Annotated in this window: 16 protein-coding genes and 2 tRNA genes; 2 read left to right on the top strand and 16 right to left on the bottom strand. The window is 54.2% G+C overall.

The features are described from left to right. The first annotated feature begins 34 nt into the window (after positions 1-34). Positions 35-1,042, top strand: a complete 1,008-nt coding sequence (locus tag MXM41_RS17895; protein WP_325933434.1) for a luciferase-like monooxygenase — start codon at positions 35-37, stop codon at positions 1,040-1,042. A 111-nt stretch (positions 1,043-1,153) separates the two neighbouring features. Here MXM41_RS17895 and mtr read toward each other — a convergent pair whose 3' ends face one another. From mtr to MXM41_RS17840, 12 genes are all read right to left on the bottom strand, one after another. Continuing rightward, positions 1,154-2,398 carry a tryptophan permease gene (gene mtr / locus MXM41_RS17890; protein WP_325933433.1) on the bottom strand — a complete coding sequence of 415 codons (1,245 nt, stop codon included), beginning with the start codon at positions 2,396-2,398 and terminating at the stop codon, positions 1,154-1,156. Between the two features lie 143 nt (positions 2,399-2,541). Next, a complete protein-coding gene (locus tag MXM41_RS17885; protein WP_325933432.1) occupies positions 2,542-4,431 on the bottom strand; it encodes a DEAD/DEAH family ATP-dependent RNA helicase in 1,890 nt (629 codons plus the stop codon). Next, positions 4,424-4,504, bottom strand: a complete 81-nt coding sequence (gene yrbN / locus MXM41_RS22870; RefSeq protein ID WP_138370335.1) for a protein YrbN — start codon at positions 4,502-4,504, stop codon at positions 4,424-4,426. Before yrbN ends, MXM41_RS17885 begins: the two co-directional genes overlap by 8 nt. Before the next feature lie 106 nt (positions 4,505-4,610). Further along, positions 4,611-5,495 (bottom strand): lipoprotein NlpI, encoded by an 885-nt coding sequence (nlpI, locus tag MXM41_RS17880; RefSeq protein WP_325933431.1) that lies wholly within the window; start codon positions 5,493-5,495, stop codon positions 4,611-4,613. 110 nt (positions 5,496-5,605) lie between these two features. Continuing rightward, positions 5,606-7,741: a polyribonucleotide nucleotidyltransferase gene (pnp, locus tag MXM41_RS17875; RefSeq protein WP_325933429.1), complete on the bottom strand. Its 2,136-nt coding sequence runs from the start codon at positions 7,739-7,741 to the stop codon at positions 5,606-5,608. A gap of 240 nt (positions 7,742-7,981) precedes the next feature. After that, positions 7,982-8,251, bottom strand: coding sequence for a 30S ribosomal protein S15 (gene rpsO, locus MXM41_RS17870; RefSeq protein WP_032614416.1), 270 nt, complete (start codon positions 8,249-8,251; stop codon positions 7,982-7,984). A gap of 152 nt (positions 8,252-8,403) precedes the next feature. Further along, on the bottom strand, positions 8,404-9,348 hold the full coding sequence (truB, locus tag MXM41_RS17865) for a tRNA pseudouridine(55) synthase TruB (protein WP_325933427.1): 945 nt from the start codon (positions 9,346-9,348) through the stop codon (positions 8,404-8,406). Next, positions 9,348-9,749, bottom strand: a complete 402-nt coding sequence (gene rbfA / locus MXM41_RS17860; protein ID WP_325933426.1) for a 30S ribosome-binding factor RbfA — start codon at positions 9,747-9,749, stop codon at positions 9,348-9,350. Before rbfA ends, truB begins: the two co-directional genes overlap by 1 nt. A gap of 89 nt (positions 9,750-9,838) precedes the next feature. Further along, positions 9,839-12,526 carry a translation initiation factor IF-2 gene (infB, locus tag MXM41_RS17855; RefSeq protein WP_325933424.1) on the bottom strand — a complete coding sequence of 896 codons (2,688 nt, stop codon included), beginning with the start codon at positions 12,524-12,526 and terminating at the stop codon, positions 9,839-9,841. A gap of 24 nt (positions 12,527-12,550) precedes the next feature. Then, the gene (gene nusA, locus MXM41_RS17850) at positions 12,551-14,038 is read right to left on the bottom strand and encodes a transcription termination factor NusA (RefSeq protein ID WP_325933422.1); all 1,488 of its coding nucleotides are present in this window, start codon (positions 14,036-14,038) and stop codon (positions 12,551-12,553) included. Between the two features lie 28 nt (positions 14,039-14,066). Then, positions 14,067-14,519, bottom strand: a complete 453-nt coding sequence (gene rimP / locus MXM41_RS17845; RefSeq protein WP_139156304.1) for a ribosome maturation factor RimP — start codon at positions 14,517-14,519, stop codon at positions 14,067-14,069. A 207-nt stretch (positions 14,520-14,726) separates the two neighbouring features. Continuing rightward, a tRNA-Met gene (locus MXM41_RS17840) sits at positions 14,727-14,803 on the bottom strand. 286 nt (positions 14,804-15,089) lie between these two features. Here MXM41_RS17840 and argG point away from each other — a divergent pair. Then, positions 15,090-16,436: an argininosuccinate synthase gene (gene argG, locus MXM41_RS17835; RefSeq protein ID WP_325933421.1), complete on the top strand. Its 1,347-nt coding sequence runs from the start codon at positions 15,090-15,092 to the stop codon at positions 16,434-16,436. A gap of 188 nt (positions 16,437-16,624) precedes the next feature. Here the strand turns inward: argG and MXM41_RS17830 are convergent. The 4 genes from MXM41_RS17830 to folP all read right to left on the bottom strand — a co-directional run bounded on the left by MXM41_RS17830 (position 16,625) and on the right by folP (position 19,457). Further along, a tRNA-Leu gene (locus tag MXM41_RS17830) sits at positions 16,625-16,711 on the bottom strand. A 13-nt stretch (positions 16,712-16,724) separates the two neighbouring features. Further along, positions 16,725-17,057, bottom strand: a complete 333-nt coding sequence (secG, locus tag MXM41_RS17825) for a preprotein translocase subunit SecG (protein ID WP_039031650.1) — start codon at positions 17,055-17,057, stop codon at positions 16,725-16,727. Positions 17,058-17,278: 221 nt separating this feature from the next. After that, positions 17,279-18,616 carry a phosphoglucosamine mutase gene (gene glmM / locus MXM41_RS17820; RefSeq protein WP_325933420.1) on the bottom strand — a complete coding sequence of 446 codons (1,338 nt, stop codon included), beginning with the start codon at positions 18,614-18,616 and terminating at the stop codon, positions 17,279-17,281. Further along, entirely contained in the window at positions 18,609-19,457 is an 849-nt protein-coding gene (gene folP / locus MXM41_RS17815; protein ID WP_325933419.1) for a dihydropteroate synthase, read from the bottom strand. The genes glmM and folP overlap by 8 nt, the downstream gene beginning before the upstream one ends. Positions 19,458-19,549: the final 92 nt, after the last annotated feature.

Below are 19,549 nucleotides of genomic sequence, written 5' to 3'. Positions count from 1 at the left end.
TATTAAAGATTCACCGTCGACAAAGTGAGCTGTTATGACTGATAAATCCATTCCGTTTTCGGTGCTGGACCTGGCGCCGATCCCTGAAGGCTCCTCGGCAAGGGAAGCCTTTACTCACTCACTGGATCTCGCCCGCCTGGCTGAACAGCGCGGCTATCATCGCTACTGGCTGGCGGAACACCATAACATGGTCGGGATTGCCAGCGCTGCCACCTCGGTGCTGCTCGGCTATCTCGCGGCAAATACCACCACGCTACATTTAGGCTCGGGTGGCGTGATGCTGCCTAACCACTCGCCGCTGGTGATTGCCGAGCAGTTTGGCACCCTTAATACCCTCTATCCGGGTCGGATCGATCTGGGTCTGGGCCGGGCGCCAGGCAGCGATCAGCCAACCATGCGCGCGCTGCGCCGCCATATGAGCGGTGATATTGATAATTTCCCACGCGATGTGGCAGAACTGGTGGACTGGTTCGACGCCCATGATCCGAATCCTCAGGTACGCCCGGTGCCGGGCTACGGCGAACAGATCCCGGTATGGTTGTTAGGCTCCAGCCTTTACAGCGCGCAACTGGCCGCGCAGCTTGGCCTGCCGTTTGCCTTCGCTTCACACTTTGCCCCGGATATGCTGCACCAGGCGCTGCATCTGTATCGCACTCACTTTAAGCCCTCCGCGCGGCTGGAGAAACCTTATGCGATGGTGTGTATCAACATCATTGCGGCTGACAGCAACCGCGATGCGGAATTCCTGTTTACCTCCATGCAGCAGGCATTTATGAAGCTGCGTCGTGGCGAAAGTGGGCAGCTACCGCCGCCGGTAGAGAATATGCATCAGCTGTGGTCGGCCTCAGAGCAGTATGGCGTGCAGCAGGCGCTGAGCATGTCGCTGGTGGGGGATAAGACGAAGGTGCGTCACGGGCTGGAAGCGGTACTGCGTGAAACCCAGGCGGATGAGATTATGGTCAATGGCCAGATTTTCGATCATCAGGCGCGGCTGCATTCGTTCGATCTGGCGATGCAGGTGAAAGAAGAGTTGGTGGGGTAGTTTATTGTTTAGCCCCCTCTCCCTTCGGGCTGAGGGATCCCCACAAAAAATATATGCACGGACGATCCCCTCTCCCCTTTGGGGAGAGGGTTAGGATGAGGGGAATGAGACCTATTGATACACCGGCAGCAGATTAAAACTCGACAGCACGTGCACCAGCGCGTTGCCGATACCAAACACCAGGATCAACGCAATCATCGGCTTGCCTCCCCAGACGCGGAATGTTGGGCTACCGAAGCGCTTACGTGATTTACGCGCCAGCAGTGCCGGGACAATCGCCGCCCAGATGGTTGCCGCCAGTCCGGCATAGCCAATGGCATACAGGAAACCGTTCGGCCACAGCAGACCACCTATCACAGGCGGCAGGAAGGTCAGCAGCGCGGTTTTCAGGCGGCCCGACGCAGAATCATCAAAGCCACAGAGATCGGCCAGGTAGTCAAACAGTCCCAGGGTCACCCCGAGGAAAGAGCTCGCCACGGCGAAGTTGGAGAAGATCACCAGCAGCAGGTCCAGACTACGGCTGTTCAGCACGCCGCTCAAGGCCTGCACCAGCACATCAATATTCCCGCCCTTCTGCGCAATGCCGATGAATTCCGGACGCGGAATGTTGCCCATCGTCCCCAGCAGCCAGATAACGTACAGCCCCAGCGCCAGCAGCGTACCGTAGACCAGGCAGCGGGTGATGGTACGCGGGTCTTTGCCGTAATACTTCATCAGGCTCGGAACGTTACCGTGATAGCCAAACGACGCCAGACAGAACGGCAGGGTCATCAGCAGATACGGGGAGTACGAGGTATTGCTTTCTGCCACATTAAACAGGGTGGCTGGCGTAACGTGACCCAGCAGGCTGCCGAAGGTGAGGAAAAAGGTGATGACCTTAGCGCCCAGCACGATGGCCGTCATCCGGCTGACCGCTTTGGTACTCATCCAGACGATAAACGCCACGCCAAGGGCAAAGGCAAAACCCGCCAGACGCGCCGGTACGTTCAGCGACATCTCTGCGAAGGTGTGATGCAGAATCGAGCCGCTGGCAGAGATATAGGCGTAGGTCAGGATATAGAGCACAAAGGCGATGGAGATACCGTTGACGATATTCCAGCGTTTGCCCAGCAGGTCGCGGGTGATGGTATCGAAGCTCGACCCAATGCGGTAGTTGAGATTAGCTTCGAGGATCATCAGGCCGGAGTGCAGCATACAGAACCAGGTGAAAACCAGCGCCGCCAGCGACCAGAAGAACCACGCCCCGGACATGACCACCGGCAGAGAGAACATCCCCGCGCCTATGATGGTGCCGCCGATGATCACCACACCGCCGAGCAGCGAAGGTGACGTTTGGGTGGTGGTTAGTGTCGCCATACAGCCTTTTCTCCAGTCAATAATTTGGGACCTGCATCTTAATGTGCTGCACTGTACCAGTACAATAGTACAAAGGGAATAAAAAAAGCCCCGATAAAAATATCGGGGCTGTATATTTTACTTTACGCTAAATGGCGTGAAGATTACGCGTCACGACGACGAACCGGGCCATCTTCACGACGTGGTGGACGGCTGCCTTCACGGCGTTCGCCGCTGAAACGACGACCTTCACCACGACCGCCTTCACGGCGCTCACCGCCGAAACCACGGCCACCTTCACGACGCTCGCCACCGAAGCTGCGGCCACCGCCACGACGTTCGCCGCCACGGTCCGGACGCGGCTGCGCATCGCCCAGCAGCTGCATGTTCATCGGCTTGTTCAGGATGCGGGTACGGGTAAAGTGTTGCAGAACCTCGCCCGGCATACCTTTTGGCAGCTCGATGGTAGAGTGGGTACCGAACAGCTTGATGTTACCGATGTAACGGCTGCTGATGTCGCCTTCGTTAGCGATCGCGCCAACGATATGACGAACTTCAACACCATCATCACGGCCCACTTCAATGCGGTACAGCTCCATTTCGCCAGCATCACGACGTTCGCGACGTGGACGATCTTCACCACCACGCTCTGAACGTGGACCACGATCGCCACGCGGAGCGCGGTCATCACGGTCACGGAACTCACGCTTAGGACGCATAGGTGCATCTGGCGGCACGATCAGAGAACGTTCGCCCTGCGCCATCTTCAGCAGTGCAGCGGCCAGCGTTTCGATATCCAGCTCTTCGCCTTCGGCGGTCGGCTGAATTTGCGTCAGCAGCGCACGGTACTGATCCAGATCGCTGCTTTCCAGCTGCTGCTGTACTTTCGCGGCGAATTTTTCCAGACGGCGTTTGCCCAGCAGCTCTGCGTTTGGCAGATCGGCTTCTGGAATCGTCAGCTTCATGGTGCGTTCGATGTTACGCAGCAGACGACGCTCGCGGTTCTCAACGAACAGCAGCGCACGGCCCGCACGACCTGCACGACCGGTACGGCCGATACGGTGAACGTAAGACTCGGAGTCCATCGGGATGTCGTAGTTAACAACCAGGCTGATACGTTCAACGTCCAGACCACGTGCTGCCACGTCGGTTGCAATCAGGATATCCAGACGACCATCTTTCAGACGCTCCAGGGTCTGCTCACGCAGCGCCTGGTTCATGTCGCCGTTCAGCGCTGCGCTGTTGTAGCCGCTACGCTCCAGGGCTTCTGCCACTTCCAGGGTCGCATTTTTGGTACGAACGAAGATGATCGCCGCATCAAAATCTTCTGCTTCCAGGAAACGCACCAGCGCTTCGTTTTTACGCATGCCGTAAACAGACCAGTAACTCTGGCTGATGTCCGGGCGAGTGGTCACGCTGGACTGGATGCGCACTTCCTGCGGCTCTTTCATGAAGCGACGGGTAATGCGACGGATCGCTTCCGGCATGGTTGCAGAGAACAGCGCGGTCTGATGACCTTCCGGGATCTGCGCCATAATGGTTTCTACGTCTTCGATGAAGCCCATGCGGAGCATTTCGTCAGCTTCATCCAGTACCAGACCGCTCAGTTTAGAGAGATCCAGCGTACCGCGTTTCAGGTGATCCAGCAGACGACCCGGGGTACCGACGACGATCTGTGGACCCTGACGCAGGGCGCGTAACTGCACGTCATAACGCTGGCCGCCGTACAGGGCTACCACGTTCACGCCGCGCATATGTTTAGAGAATTCAGTCATAGCTTCCGCCACCTGAACAGCCAGTTCACGGGTCGGAGCCAGTACAAGGATCTGCGGTGCACGCAGGTCCGGGTCAATGTTATTCAGCAGCGGCAGCGAGAATGCTGCAGTTTTACCGCTACCAGTCTGGGCCATGCCCAGCACGTCACGACCAGAGAGCAGATGTGGGATACATTCTGCCTGGATCGGAGATGGTTTTTCGTAACCCAGATCGTTAAGGGCTTCAAGGATAGGAGCCTTCAGGCCCAGATCTGCAAAAGTGGTTTCGAATTCAGCCATGTAGTACGAGTGCCTCAATGTCAATGGCGGCCAGTCTACATAACTCATCGTGAAAATTTTCGGTAATTTTCATTGAAAGTGTGAACCGGCTCAAAGTAGGTGTATTGACGAACAACAACGCCCTCACCAGTAAAGGTGATGGCAATCAAAAGATTACGGGCTGATGTTTATGTCGTCAGCTATTGCTGGTCCGATTCTGCCAGGTCGTCATGCTCCTGGCCCAAGAGCGATAATTCCAACAATGCATAACGGTGCTCAACGTAGTTATGTACGTTATTAGCAACCGCTAATTTGAACAGTGCCGTAGCGCTGTCCGTATCCCCCAGACTTAGGTAGTACTTACCTAAATAGAAGTTGGTTTCACTGAGATGCTCAGCGAGCGAGGTGTTATCCGTTGCGTCCGCCTTCAGGCGTTCCATCAGCGTTGCTTCGCTAATGTTGCCCAGGTAGAACTCGACAATATTCCATCCCCACTGTTCCTTGTCCGATTTGTCGAAGCGTTGCTTTAACGCGTCTTTAGCCTGCTTTTCGTCGAGCTTCTGCTCAACAATGAAAAGCCACAGGCTACGGAAAGGATCGTTAGGATCGTCTTGATAAAACGCCAGCAGATCATCTTGCGCTAACTTGTCACGACCGCCGTAATACAGGGCAATTCCGCGATTCAAGTGCGCGTAGTTGTAAGTTGGATCAAGCTCAAGTACAGAATCAAACGCTTCATAGGCAGCATCAAAATTGCCTGCCTGCGTTAAATAAATGCCTAAGTAATTGAATACTTCAGGCATATCCGGTCGGATCGCCAACGCTTGTGAAAAATCATTTCGCGCCAGTGCCCTCAGACCGAGACTATCATACAACACTCCGCGCTCATATAAAAGCTGTGCGCGTTCGTCATCGGTTAAAGCCCGACTGGCAAGTATTTGTTCCATGCGTGCCAGAATCACTTCCTGCTGCAGAGTCGGTTGCAGTGGCACTGCGAGGACTTCACTTTTACGCCAGGCAGAGTTGCTGCATCCTGCCAGCGTCAAAGCTGTCGCAACGAAACACCAGCGCAGAAAAGGCTTCATTTCCCACTCCCGAAGACAACAATTGGATGAACGTCCTGTCCCCCGGCGGCTTAACAAGGCGTCCTGCCTGATAACAAGCCCCCCGCTTGCGCGGAGGGCAAATGGCAACCTTATTCGCCCTGTTCGCCAGCCGGAGCTTCCGGCGCAGCAGCAGGCTGAGACTGCTCGGTCGCTTCTTTAATGCTCAGACGGATACGGCCCTGGCGGTCAACTTCCAGAACTTTAACCGGTACTTCCTGACCCATCTGCAGGTAATCGGTCACTTTCTCAACGCGCTTATCCGCGATCTGAGAGATGTGAACCAGACCTTCTTTACCGCCACCGATGGCAACGAATGCGCCAAAGTCAACGATACGGGTCACTTTACCGTTGTAGATACGGCCCACTTCGATCTCGGCAGTGATCTCTTCGATACGACGGATAGCGTATTTCGCTTTCTCGCCGTCGGTCGCTGCGATTTTCACAGTACCGTCATCTTCGATTTCGATGGTGGTGCCGGTCTCTTCGGTCAGAGCACGGATAACAGAACCGCCTTTACCGATAACGTCTTTGATCTTGTCCGGGCTGATCTTAATGGTGTGGATACGTGGAGCGAACTGAGAAATGTCGCCACGCGGCGCGTTGATCGCCTGTTCCATCACGCCCAGGATGTGCAGACGTGCACCTTTAGCCTGGTTCAGTGCAACCTGCATGATCTCTTTGGTGATGCCTTCAATTTTGATATCCATCTGCAGGGCAGAGATACCTTCGCGGGAACCCGCAACTTTGAAGTCCATATCACCCAGGTGATCTTCGTCGCCCAGGATGTCAGACAGAACAACGAAGTTGTCGCCTTCTTTCACCAGACCCATTGCGATACCCGCAACGGCTGCTTTCACCGGTACACCTGCATCCATCAGTGCCAGAGAAGCACCGCACACGGAAGCCATAGAAGATGAACCGTTAGATTCGGTGATTTCAGAAACCACACGTACGGTGTACGGGAATTTATCAGCATCTGGCATCACAGCCAGCACGCCGCGCTTCGCCAGACGACCGTGACCAATTTCACGACGCTTCGGCGAACCCACCATACCGGTCTCACCTACGGAGTACGGAGGGAAGTTGTAGTGGAACAGGAAGCTGTCAGTGCGCTCGCCCATCAGTTCGTCGATGTTCTGTGCGTCACGGGCAGTACCCAGGGTCGCGGTAACCAGCGCCTGCGTTTCACCACGGGTGAACAGCGCGGAACCGTGAGTACGTGGCAGAACGCCAGTGCGTACATCCAGACCACGAATCATGTCTTTTTCACGGCCATCGATACGCGGCTCGCCTGCCAGAACGCGGCTACGCACTACGTTCTTCTCGATAGCGTGCAGGATTTCGCCAAGCTCGTTAGCGTCCAGGGATTCATCTTCTGCCACCAGAGTTGCGATGGTTTCCGATTTGATGACGTCAACCTGACCATAACGCTCTTGCTTGTCGGTGATGCGGTATGCATCGCTCAGACGCGCTTCGGCCAGAGCTGCAACGCGTGCGTTCAGCGCGTCGTTTGCCGCTTCTGGCTGCCAGTCCCAACGTGGTTTACCGGCTTCTTTCACCAGGTCATTGATGTTCTGGATAACGATCTGCTGCTGGTCGTGGCCAAATACCACAGCACCCAGCATCTGGTCTTCGCTCAGCAGTTCTGCTTCGGATTCAACCATCAGTACCGCAGCTTCGGTACCGGCAACCACCAGGTCCAGCTTGCTTGCCTTCAGCTCGTCCTGAGTTGGGTTCAGAACGTACTGGTCATTGATATAACCGACGCGCGCCGCACCGATAGGACCATTGAATGGAATACCAGACAGGGACAGGGCTGCGGATGCGCCGATCATCGCAACGATGTCCGGGTTAACCTGTGGGTTAACGGAAACAACGGTCGCGATAACCTGAACTTCGTTAACGAAGCCTTCCGGGAACAGCGGACGAACCGGGCGGTCAATCAGACGCGCAATCAGGGTTTCGCCTTCGCTTGGACGGCCTTCACGACGGAAGAAACCACCCGGGATTTTACCGGCAGCGTAGGTACGCTCCTGGTAGTTTACGGTCAGTGGGAAGAAGTCCTGACCTGGTTTAGCTTTTTTCTGGCCAACCACGGTTACGAATACCGCGGTGTCATCCATGCTTACCATAACAGCAGCAGTAGCCTGACGTGCCATCATGCCGGTTTCCAGCGTAACGGTATGTTGACCGTACTGGAATTTACGAACGATCGGATTCAGCAAGATTCTGTCCTTTCTTAAATGAATGACAGCACACCAGAGGCGTGCTGACTTTTACCGGACCTTCTTCGCATCCTCGCGACTAATGACAACCGACACCCCCATGGGTGAAGCCTCTCATTAGCCGCGCGAACCTCTGCAATGAAGATCATTTATAGCAACAATACATTAGTTTCCAGTGAATTGCTGCGGTCTGGTTGAAAAAAGGGGCCATAAGGCCCCCTTTTCTGAAACTCGCAAGACTTAGCGACGCAGACCCAGACGCTCGATCAGCGCGGTGTAGCGTGCAACATCTTTACGTTTCAGGTAGTCGAGCAGTTTACGACGCTGAGAAACCATGCGCAGCAGACCACGACGGCTGTGGTGATCTTTTTTGTGCTCTGCAAAGTGACCCTGCAGGTGGTTAATCTGTGCAGTCAGCAGTGCAACCTGAACTTCGGTAGAACCGCTGTCGTTAGCATCACGACCAAACTCAGAAACGATTTTAGCTTTAGCTTCAACGCTTAGAGACATTTTAAAACTCCAGAATGTAAAGAATGAAAGGAAGCCGATCTCTAATTCAGCTTTCCCATGTATAACGTTTGCCGATTGTTAAACAATTCGCCAGACGTTAAGCCGCAATATTCTACCCGCCTCCCCTGCTTATCGCAAGGCAAGGCGTCAGCTTATGCCGGATATTCAACCACCAGACGGCGTGGGGCAACGCGACCTTCGTCGTCAATTTCACCCATACCGATGAATGTGTTGTCATCCCCTTCCGTGACGCGAACCAGCCCCTGCGCGGGCACATCCGTCGTGCGCACCGGGTTGCCGTTTTTAAAGTAAACGGAGGAGGCTAACGGAAGATTCACTACCGGATAGTCCGAAGCAGGACTGTCCATCGACATCAGTAAGGGGTCCAACAGCGCCGCGGCCTCTGTGCCCTGCTCCTGCGCCTGATCTACCAGCGCCTGCAGTTGCTCCAGGGTTACCATACGTTCAGCCGGATACTTGCTGACCGCCAGACGGCGCAGATAAATGACGTGCGCGCCACAGCCCAGCTTTTCACCCAGATCGTCGATGATAGTGCGAATGTACGTGCCTTTTGAGCAGTGGACTTCCAGCTCCAGCTCATCGCCTTCGTGACGAATAAATAACAGCTCATACACCGTAATCGGACGGGCCTCGCGTGGCACCTCAATCCCCTGACGCGCATACTCGTAGAGCTTTTTGCCCTGATACTTCAGCGCCGAGTACATAGACGGCACCTGTTGGGTGTCGCCACGGAAGCTCTCCAGCGCAGCCTCAAGCTGTTCGCTGCTAAACGTCACTGGACGCTCTTCGACGACCTGCCCATCCGCATCGGAAGTGTCCGTGCGCTGACCCAGTTTTGCAACCACCCGGTAGCGTTTGTCCGAATCCAGCAGATACTGGGAAAACTTCGTCGCTTCACCCAGACAAATCGGCAGCATACCGGTCGCCAGCGGATCCAGCGCGCCGGTGTGACCCGCACGGTTAGCATTGTAGAGACGCTTTACTTTTTGCAGCACGTCGTTGCTGGACGCCCCCTGAGGTTTATCCAGCAGCAGAACACCGTGCACGTCGCGACCGCGACGACGAGGACGACTCATCAGTCCTCCTTTTTATCGTCCGGGTTCACACGACGCTCATCATCCTGCTTCACCACGCTGGTGACCAGGTTGGACATGCGCATCCCTTCAACCAGCGAGTTGTCGTAGAAGAAGGTCAGTTCCGGCACGATACGCAGACGCATAGCTTTGCCCAGCAGGGAACGGATAAAACCGGACGCATCCTGCAGCGCTTTGATGCCAAGCTTAACCGCATCTTCATCCTGGTCGTTCAGGAAGGTGACAAACACTTTGGCATAGGCCAGATCGCGGGACACTTCAACACCGGATACGGTGGTCATCATGCCCAGACGCGGGTCTTTGATTTCGCGCTGCAGGATGATTGCGATCTCTTTTTGCATCTCCTGAGCAACGCGCTGCGGGCGACCAAATTCTTTCGCCATAATAAATTCTCCAGACAAAAAAGGGGCTAAAGCCCCTTTTGAAATTTAATGCCGGGTGGCGCGAGGCGATCCCGGCCTGCTCTCAGCAATTAAGCGATGGTACGCTGAATTTCGATGATCTCGAACACTTCGATCATATCGCCAACGCGAACGTCGTTGTAGTTCTTCACGCCGATACCACATTCCATGCCGTTACGGACTTCGTTAACGTCATCTTTGAAGCGGCGCAGGGATTCCAGCTCGCCTTCATAGATAACCACGTTGTCACGCAGGACGCGGATTGGGTTGTGACGCTTGATGTTGCCTTCGGTAACCATACAGCCCGCGATAGCACCGAATTTCGGTGATTTGAACACGTCACGAACTTCAGCCAGACCGATGATCTGCTGTTTCAGTTCCGGAGACAGCATACCGCTCATCGCCGCTTTCACTTCGTCGATCAGGTTATAGATGACGGAGTAGTAACGCAGATCCAGGCTTTCCGCTTCGATCACACGACGCGCAGAGGCATCGGCACGAACGTTGAAGCCAACCAGAATCGCGTTGGACGCTGCAGCCAGAGTTGCGTCGGTTTCGGTGATACCACCTACGCCGGAGCCGATGATCTTCACTTTCACTTCGTCGGTAGACAGTTTCAGTAAAGAGTCGGAGATCGCTTCCACAGAACCCTGTACGTCGGCCTTCAGAACCACGTTCACTTCGTGAACTTCGCCTTCAGTCATGTTGGCGAACATGTTCTCGAGTTTAGATTTCTGCTGACGAGCCAGTTTAACTTCACGGAATTTGCCCTGACGGTACAGCGCAACTTCACGCGCTTTCTTCTCGTCACGAACAACGGTAACTTCGTCACCGGCTGCCGGAACACCGGACAGACCCAGGATTTCCACCGGAATGGATGGACCCGCTTCCAGCACTTCACGACCCAGTTCGTCACGCATTGCACGAACACGGCCATATTCGAAGCCACACAGAACGATGTCGCCTTTATTCAGGGTACCTTCACGTACCAGAACGGTCGCAACCGGACCACGGCCTTTGTCCAGGAAGGACTCGATTACCGCACCGCTCGCCATACCATTGCGAACCGCTTTCAGCTCCAGAACTTCAGCCTGCAGCAGGATAGCGTTCAGCAGGTCATCAATACCGGTACCCACTTTTGCAGAAACCGGGATGAACTGAGACTCACCGCCCCACTCTTCCGGCATAACACCGTACTGGGACAGTTCGTTTTTAACGCGATCCATGTCCGCTTCTGGTTTATCGATTTTGTTGACTGCAACAACCAGAGGCACCTGCGCCGCTTTTGCGTGCTGGATAGCTTCGATGGTCTGCGGCATCACGCCGTCGTCTGCTGCAACCACCAGAACAACGATATCCGTTGCCTGAGCACCACGAGCACGCATAGAGGTAAACGCTGCGTGGCCCGGGGTATCCAGGAAGGTGATCATGCCGTTATCGGTTTCTACGTGGTAGGCACCGATATGCTGGGTAATGCCGCCTGCTTCGCCGGAGGCGACTTTAGTGGAACGAATGTAGTCCAGCAGAGAGGTTTTACCGTGGTCAACGTGACCCATGATGGTCACAACCGGAGCACGCGGTTCAGCTGCTGCGCCAGTATCACGGTCGCTCATTACCGCTTCTTCCAGCTCGTTTTCACGACGCAGGATAACCTTGTGGCCCATCTCTTCGGCAACCAGCTGTGCAGTTTCCTGGTCGATAACCTGGTTGATGGTCGCCATTGCGCCCAGCTTCATCATCGCTTTGATGACCTGAGAGCCTTTAACCGCCATCTTGTTAGCCAGATCGCCAACGGTGATGGTTTCGCCGATCACAACGTCACGGTTAACGGCCTGAGCTGGCTTCTGGAAGCCCTGCTGCAGAGCGGAACCTTTACGCTTGCCGCCTTTACCACCGCGAACGGCAGCACGTGCTTCTTCACGGTCAGCTTTGGATTCAGCGTGCTTGTTGCCTTTTTTCGCCGGACGCGCAGCTTTCGTGCTACGGGTACGACCACGGCCACCTTCAACTTCGCGGTCGTTGTCATCTTCTGCCTGACGCGCGTGCTGAGAGGTCGTTACGTGATAATCGCTGGTATCTTCCGACGGCTCAGCGGTATTCACACCGTTTTTCTCGTTCTCTTCTGCCATACGGCGCGCTTCTTCAGCGACACGACGGGCTTCTTCTTCGAGCTTACGGCGGGCTTCTTCTTCCGCTTTACGCTTCAGCTCAGCTGCTTCATTTTCACGACGGGCTTTTTCTGCCTGGGCGGTTTTGGTCATATCGTCAGTCTGTTGATTGCTCACTTTGTCTTTTTCCGCAGCGTCGCGCTTCGCTTTTTCAGCGGCGTCACGTTTCGCTTTTTCTGCGGCCTCACGTTCAGCTTTTAATACTGCCTCACGTTTGGCGTTTTCTTCTGCCTCACGCTGGGCTTGCTCTTCCGCTTCACGCTGTGCCTGCTCTTCCGCAGCGAGGCGTTCAGCCTCTTGCGGATCACGTTTTACAAAGGTGCGCGTCTTGCGGACTTCGATTTGTACCGATTTACTTTTTCCACCGGTACCTGGAATATTTAACGTGCTACGCGTTTTGCGTTGCAGCGTTAACTTGTCAGGCGTAGAACCGTGTTCGCGGTTCAGGTGCGTTAACAAGGTTTGTTTTTCTTGAGCGGTCACTGAGTCATCAGCGGACTTCGGGATCCCTGCATCAGCAAATTGCTGTACCAGGCGATCCACGGAGGTCTGAATCTCAGCAGCCAGCGTTTTTACAGTTACATCAGTCATGCTGTTCCTTCCTGCTACAGTTTATTACGCTTCGTCGCCGAACCAGCAGATATTACGTGCGGCCATGATGAGTTCGCCGGCTTTCTCGTCGGTTAAACCTTCGATATCGGCCAGGTCATCAACGCCTTGCTCAGCGAGATCTTCCAGCGTACAAACACCACGGGCAGCCAGCTTGAACGCGATCGCACGATCAAGACCTTCCAGATTCAGCAGGTCATCAGCCGGCTTGTTATCACCAAGGCTTTCTTCCTGAGCCAGTGCCAGGGTGGTCAGTGCGTTTTTAGCGCGTTCACGCAGGGCTTCAACGGTGGCTTCATCCAGACCGTCAATTTCCAGCAGTTCTTTCATTGGCACATAGGCCAGTTCTTCCAGCGTAGAGAAACCTTCTTCAACCAGAACGGTGGCGAACTCTTCGTCAATGTCCAGGTGCTTAGTGAAGGTATCAATAGCTGCATGGGCTTCAGCCTGGTGCTTAGCCTGCAGATCGTCAACGGTCATCACGTTGAGTTCCCAGCCGCTCAGCTGTGAAGCCAGACGGACGTTCTGCCCGTTACGGCCGATAGCCTGCGCCAGGTTGCCTGCTTCAACAGCGATATCCATGGTGTGCTTGTCTTCGTCTACAACGATAGACGCAACATCAGCCGGGGCCATCGCGTTAATCACGAACTGCGCCGGGTTGTCGTCCCACAGAACGATATCGATACGCTCGCCGCCGAGTTCAGTCGAAACAGCCTGAACGCGCGCGCCACGCATACCGACGCAAGCACCAACCGGATCGATACGCTTGTCGTTGGTTTTCACCGCGATTTTTGCACGGGAACCCGGATCGCGGGCTGCGGCTTTAATCTCGATAACTTCTTCGCCGATTTCCGGCACTTCGATGCGGAACAGTTCGACCAGCATCTCAGGCTTGGAACGGGTCACGAACAGCTGAGCACCGCGTGCTTCAGGACGCACGGAATAGAGTACGCCGCGAATACGGTCGCCCGGGCGGAAGTTTTCGCGTGGCAGCATATCTTCACGCAGGATAACCGCTTCAGCGTTGTTACCCAGATCCAGAGAAATGTTGTCGCGGTTAACTTTCTTCACCACGCCGGTAATGATCTCACCTTCGTGCTCGCGGAACTGATCAACAACCATCGCACGCTCAGCTTCACGTACTTTCTGTACGATAACCTGTTTAGCAGTCTGCGTGGTGATACGGTCGAAGGTCACGGATTCGATCTGATCTTCAACGTAATCATCAACGTTCAGGCTTTCATCTTCGAAACGCGCCGCTTCGAGAGTGATCTCTTTCGTTGGCTGGGTCACTTCTTCAACGATAACCCAACGACGGAAAGTATCGAAGTCGCCGCTTTTACGATCGATTTCAACGCGGACATCGATCTCTTGTTCGTATTTTTTCTTGGTTGCCGTAGCCAGTGCACTTTCCAGCGCTTCGAAAATTTTCTCACGCGGCAGGGCTTTTTCATTGGAAACGGCTTCAACAACAGCCAAAATTTCTTTGTTCATCGCGGGCTTTTCACCTCAATCCAGACTGTTAAAAGTGGGGAACCAGGTTCGCCTTCTGGATATTACTCAGCGCGAACACTTCATCTTTGCCTTCGACTGTAACCGTGATCATCTCACCATCAACGGCTTTGATAACGCCTTGCCATTTACGGCGGTTCTGTACGGCCATGCGCAGAACGAGAGCCACTTCTTCACCAGTAAAGCGCGTGTAGTGTTCAGCCGTGAACATAGGTCTGTCGAGACCAGGCGAGGAAACTTCCAGGTTGTAGGCAACAGTAATGGGATCTTCAACATCAAGAACCGCACTCACCTGGTGGCTGACATCAGCACAATCATCAACATTGATGCCATCTTCACTATCAATATAGATGCGCAGCGTGGATGTACGACCCCGAACGAATTCGATGCCGACCAGTTCATAGCCCAGTGCTTCGACCGGTGCTGTAATCATCTCTGTTAATTTTTGCTCTAATGTGGACAAGCCCACCCCCAAGACGTAAAAAAAGGGCATAAAGCCCAGTTATTCTGTAGTCAGATAACAAAAAACCCCGATAAATCGGGGCTTTAGATAACTGAACCCTATAGCCACAACTGTGGCCTGGAGCACTTTCAAAAAGAATTTTTTCAAATCCAGCTACGAAGGCGCTAAGTCTTCACAGTATATTTGAAAAAGGACTTTATAGGAAAGTGGTTGCGGGGGCCGGATTTGAACCGACGACCTTCGGGTTATGAGCCCGACGAGCTACCAGGCTGCTCCACCCCGCGCCTGAAACGTGGCAAATTCTACTCGCTGTGGGTAAAAAATGCAAATAATGCTGGGATTTGGTACCGAGGACGGGACGTAAAATCGGCATACAGTATATTGATAGCGTAGGCCCTCTGTCAACCCTGCCAAGTGCAGCGATTCAGGCGGGAAATTTTTACAAAAAATCCACGAATCTCTTTCGGTACTTGCCAAAAGATGATTAAATGAAAACTCACTTATTCTGCATAAAAATGCATTTTAGGGTGAAGCGATCACTCATCAGTCAATCAAGCAGGGTTTTATTTTATGACGACGATTCTCAAGCATCTTCCGCAAGGACAACGTATTGGCATCGCTTTTTCAGGCGGCCTGGATACCAGCGCTGCACTGCTGTGGATGCGCCAGAAGGGAGCGGTTCCGTATGCATATACTGCGAACCTGGGTCAGCCGGATGAGGACGATTATGACGCGATCCCTCGTCGTGCCATGGAGTACGGTGCAGAGAACGCACGCCTGATTGACTGCCGCAAGCAGCTGGTTGCCGAAGGTATCGCTGCCATTCAGTGCGGCGCTTTCCATAACACTACCGGCGGCCTGACCTATTTCAACACCACCCCGCTGGGCCGTGCTGTTACCGGCACCATGCTGGTTGCCGCCATGAAAGAAGATGGCGTAAACATCTGGGGCGATGGCAGCACCTATAAAGGCAACGACATTGAGCGTTTCTACCGTTACGGCCTGCTGACCAACGCCGAACTGCAGATCTACAAGCCGTGGCTGGATACCGATTTTATCGATGAGCTGGGCGGTCGTCATGAAATGTCTGAATTTATGATCGCCTGCGGCTTCGACTACAAAATGTCCGTCGAAAAAGCCTACTCCACTGACTCCAACATGCTGGGTGCCACGCACGAAGCAAAAGACCTCGAGTTCCTGAACTCCAGCGTGAAAATCGTCAACCCGATCATGGGTGTGAAGTTCTGGGACGAAAACGTCAAAATCCCGGCAGAAGAAGTGACCGTGCGTTTCGAGCGTGGTCATCCGGTAGCCCTGAACGGTCAGACCTTCTCTGACGACGTGGAACTGATGCTGGAAGCTAACCGCATCGGCGGCCGTCACGGTCTGGGCATGAGCGATCAGATCGAAAACCGTATCATTGAAGCGAAGAGCCGTGGCATCTACGAAGCCCCGGGGATGGCGCTGCTGCATATCGCTTATGAGCGTCTGCTGACCGGTATTCATAACGAAGACACCATCGAGCAGTATCACTCTCATGGTCGTCAGTTAGGTAAACTGCTGTACCAGGGCCGCTGGTTCGATCCGCAGGCGCTGATGCTGCGTGATGCCCTGCAGCGTTGGGTGGCGAGCGCGATTACCGGCGAAGTCACTCTGGAACTGCGTCGCGGCAATGATTACTCGATTCTGAATACCGTGTCTGACAACCTGACCTACCAGCCAGAGCGTCTGACCATGGAGAAAGGCGATTCCGTCTTCTCGCCTGACGACCGTATTGGCCAGTTGACGATGCGTAACCTGGATATTACCGATACGCGCGCCAAGCTGTTCACCTATACCGAGAACGGCCTGCTCTCCGTCTCAACCGGTAACGGTCTGCCGCAGGTTGAGAATCTGGAAAACAGCGATAAGCAGTAGTCGCGAACAAGACATAAAAAAGGCGCCTGAGGGCGCCTTTTTTATTGCCAAATTTCGTGACGCGCAGGGCGGGCAAGCGCAGCGCTCCCGCCCTCTTTTTGTCCGGCGGCGCAATACTTGCCGGGTCTACGAAAAATAAAAGTACAGACGAAAAAAAGACGTCTTTCGACGTCTTTCTTTCGGAATATTGGTACTGAGGATGGGACTCGAACCCACAAGCCCGTTAGGGCACTACCACCTCAAGGTAGCGTGTCTACCAATTCCACCACCTCAGCACAGATACTGCTATTACTGCGGGATATCGCTGGTCGGCTTAGCCGGTGCAGCTGGCTGAGTCTGCTCAGATTTCGCTGGCGCACTCAGGTTATCCCACTCGCTTCCTTTGTTGATTTTATTGCTATTGATATTGCCAAGCGCCAGACTGATAATGAAAAACAGCGTTGCCAGAATCGCCGTTGCGCGGGTCATGAAGTTACCAGAACCACTTGAACCGAACAGCGTACCAGAAGCGCCTGCTCCAAAGGAGGCCCCCATATCAGCGCCTTTACCTTGCTGCAGCATGATCAGCGCTACCAGAGCGATGGCTACAATAAGGAAAACTACCAAAAGAGCTTCGTACATAATCAACCTGTTCCTTGCGGATTTGCCGCATACCAATGCTTCAACCAATAAGCAGGAATTTTGCTTTCCCACTGAAGCGGGTGTGAATACTAACCAAAGCGAATGACCTTCGCAAGGGCAATTTCAGCTCATTGTATCAAGTGCGGAAAAAAACAGCAAAACCGCCTCACCCGTACAAAACAAAGGCGGCAAAAGCCGCCTTTTTAACCACTTAACGAGCTTTACGCCGCTTTTACCGCATCGGCGATGCGATGAGCAAACTCGGTAACCTGCGCTTCGTCTTCCCCTTCAACCATCACGCGGATCAGCGGTTCAGTACCCGACTTACGCAGCAGGACGCGGCCACGGGAGCCCAGCGCCGCTTCCACTTCAGCCATCACCGCTTTCACGTTCTCGTTTTCCAGCGGATCGCCCTTACCTGCCGTAAAGCGCACGTTTACCAGAATCTGCGGGAACATCTTCATCCCGCTGCACAGATCGTGCAGAGACATATGGTTACGCACCATCGCCGCCACAACCTGCAGGCTTGCCACAATCCCATCACCGGTAGTGGTTTTGTCGAGCAGGATCACATGGCCAGAGTTTTCGGCACCGATACGCCAGCCTTTCTCCTGCAATTTCTCCAGCACGTAACGGTCGCCGACCTTCGCACGTACAAACGGAATACCAAGCTGTTTGAGCGCCAGCTCCAGGCCCATATTGCTCATCAGCGTACCGACGGCACCGCCGCGCAGCTGCCCCTGACGCAGGCCTTCACGGGCGATGATGTAGAGGATCTGGTCGCCGTCGACTTTATTGCCTTCGTGATCGACCATGATGACGCGGTCGCCGTCACCGTCGTAGGCGATGCCCAGATCGGCTTTTTCTGCCAGCACGCGCGCCTGCAGAGCGCGGACATCCGTCGCGCCCACTTCAGCATTGATGTTCAGCCCGTTAGGCTCGCAGCCAATCGCCACCACCTGCGCGCCCAGTTCACGGAACACGTTAGGGGCAATATGATAAGTTGCACCGTTCGCACAATCGACCACGATTTTCAGATGGCCCAGGCTCAGCTCGTTGGGGAATGTGCCTTTACAGAATTCAATGTAGCGACCCGCGGCATCGACGATACGGCTGGCTTTACCCAGCTCAGCGGAGTCAACGCAGGTCAGCTCTTTTTCCATTTCCGCTTCAATAGCTTCTTCAACCTCATCCGGCAACTTCGTACCGTCAATGGAGAAGAATTTGATGCCGTTATCGTAGAACGGGTTATGTGACGCAGAGATAACAATGCCCGCTTCGGCACGGAAAGCTCGGGTCAGATAGGCTACAGCTGGGGTTGGCATAGGTCCCGTGAAAGAGGCAGAAAGCCCTGCGGCAGACAGGCCTGCTTCCAGCGCTGATTCAAGCATGTAGCCGGAAATACGGGTATCTTTACCGATAATGATTTTGCGTGAGCCGTGGCTTGCCAGCACTTTGCCAGCCGCCCAGCCTAGCTTCAGCACAAATTCAGGAGTGATTGGCGCATCGCCCACGCGTCCACGAATGCCGTCGGTACCAAAAAATTTACGATTACTCATAGCGGGAGTTTTCCTTAGCTGCCAGTGTGGCTTCCACCACTCGCATGGCTTCTGCTGTTTCTTTTACGTCATGGACGCGAATTATATGTGCTCCCTGCATCGCCGCAATTACCGCACAGGCCAGACTGCCACTCAGACGTTCTGATGGCCCAACATTAAGCAGTTGCCCTACCATGGATTTCCTCGACATTCCGACCAGCAGCGGCAGGCCAAAATGGTGAAATTCAGATAAGCGCGCAAGAAGTTCATAGTTATGAGAGAGATTTTTACCGAAACCGAAGCCCGGGTCGAGTAGCAATTTCTCTTTTGCGATACCGGCACGTTCGCAGCGCGCAATATGCTCTTCAAAATAGCGATTCACGTCCGCAAACACGTCCTGGTATTTCGGCGCATCCTGCATGGTTTTCGGCTGCCCCTGCATGTGCATAAGGCATACCGGCAAGCCCGTTTCGGCAGCCGCTTCAAGCGCGCCCGGCTCGCTGAGGGAGCGTATGTCATTAATGATGTGAGCCCCTACTCTCGCCGATTCACGAATCACTTCAGGTTTTGAAGTATCCACCGAGATCCAGACTTCGAAACGCTGAGCAATGGCCTCGACCACAGGAATAACACGCGACAACTCTTCGTCCACGCTGACTTCCGCCGCACCGGGTCGCGTTGACTCTCCGCCTACGTCTACGATCGTCGCCCCAGCGTTGATCATCAGATTCGCATGCCTGACCGCGTCAATAAGCGTGTTATGCGTGCCGCCATCGGAAAAAGAGTCTGGCGTGACGTTCAGGATCCCCATCACATGAGGATGAGAAAGATCGAGATAAGAATCCTGGGCGAAGAGTTTCATAGCAAGTCCTGATTTTTTGGTTAAGCAGACAAGAAAAACCCCGGGGCAAGCCCCAGGGTTTCAGGTTAAGAGAACATCATTTACAGCGGTGG

The organism is Leclercia adecarboxylata (assembly GCF_035787115.1).
Lineage (GTDB): Bacteria > Pseudomonadota > Gammaproteobacteria > Enterobacterales > Enterobacteriaceae > Enterobacter > Enterobacter adecarboxylatus_E.
This window is presented reverse-complemented; position numbering and strand designations above follow the sequence as displayed.

Excerpts from the sequence above, each read along its gene's own strand:
- rpsO (WP_032614416.1), bottom strand. The coding sequence starts at position 8,251 with ATGTCTCTAAGCGTTGAAGCTAAAGCTAAAATCGTTTCTGAGTTTGGT.
- nlpI (WP_325933431.1), bottom strand. The coding sequence starts at position 5,495 with ATGAAGCCTTTTCTGCGCTGGTGTTTCGTTGCGACAGCTTTGACGCTG.
- folP (WP_325933419.1), bottom strand. The coding sequence starts at position 19,457 with ATGAAACTCTTCGCCCAGGATTCTTATCTCGATCTTTCTCATCCTCAT.
- rbfA (WP_325933426.1), bottom strand. The coding sequence starts at position 9,749 with ATGGCGAAAGAATTTGGTCGCCCGCAGCGCGTTGCTCAGGAGATGCAA.
- argG (WP_325933421.1), top strand. The coding sequence starts at position 15,090 with ATGACGACGATTCTCAAGCATCTTCCGCAAGGACAACGTATTGGCATC.
- MXM41_RS17885 (WP_325933432.1), bottom strand. The coding sequence starts at position 4,431 with ATGGCTGAATTCGAAACCACTTTTGCAGATCTGGGCCTGAAGGCTCCT.
- mtr (WP_325933433.1), bottom strand. The coding sequence starts at position 2,398 with ATGGCGACACTAACCACCACCCAAACGTCACCTTCGCTGCTCGGCGGT.
- nusA (WP_325933422.1), bottom strand. The coding sequence starts at position 14,038 with ATGAACAAAGAAATTTTGGCTGTTGTTGAAGCCGTTTCCAATGAAAAA.
- secG (WP_039031650.1), bottom strand. The coding sequence starts at position 17,057 with ATGTACGAAGCTCTTTTGGTAGTTTTCCTTATTGTAGCCATCGCTCTG.
- truB (WP_325933427.1), bottom strand. The coding sequence starts at position 9,348 with ATGAGTCGTCCTCGTCGTCGCGGTCGCGACGTGCACGGTGTTCTGCTG.
- MXM41_RS17895 (WP_325933434.1), top strand. The coding sequence starts at position 35 with ATGACTGATAAATCCATTCCGTTTTCGGTGCTGGACCTGGCGCCGATC.
- yrbN (WP_138370335.1), bottom strand. The coding sequence starts at position 4,504 with ATGAAAATTACCGAAAATTTTCACGATGAGTTATGTAGACTGGCCGCC.
- glmM (WP_325933420.1), bottom strand. The coding sequence starts at position 18,616 with ATGAGTAATCGTAAATTTTTTGGTACCGACGGCATTCGTGGACGCGTG.
- infB (WP_325933424.1), bottom strand. The coding sequence starts at position 12,526 with ATGACTGATGTAACTGTAAAAACGCTGGCTGCTGAGATTCAGACCTCC.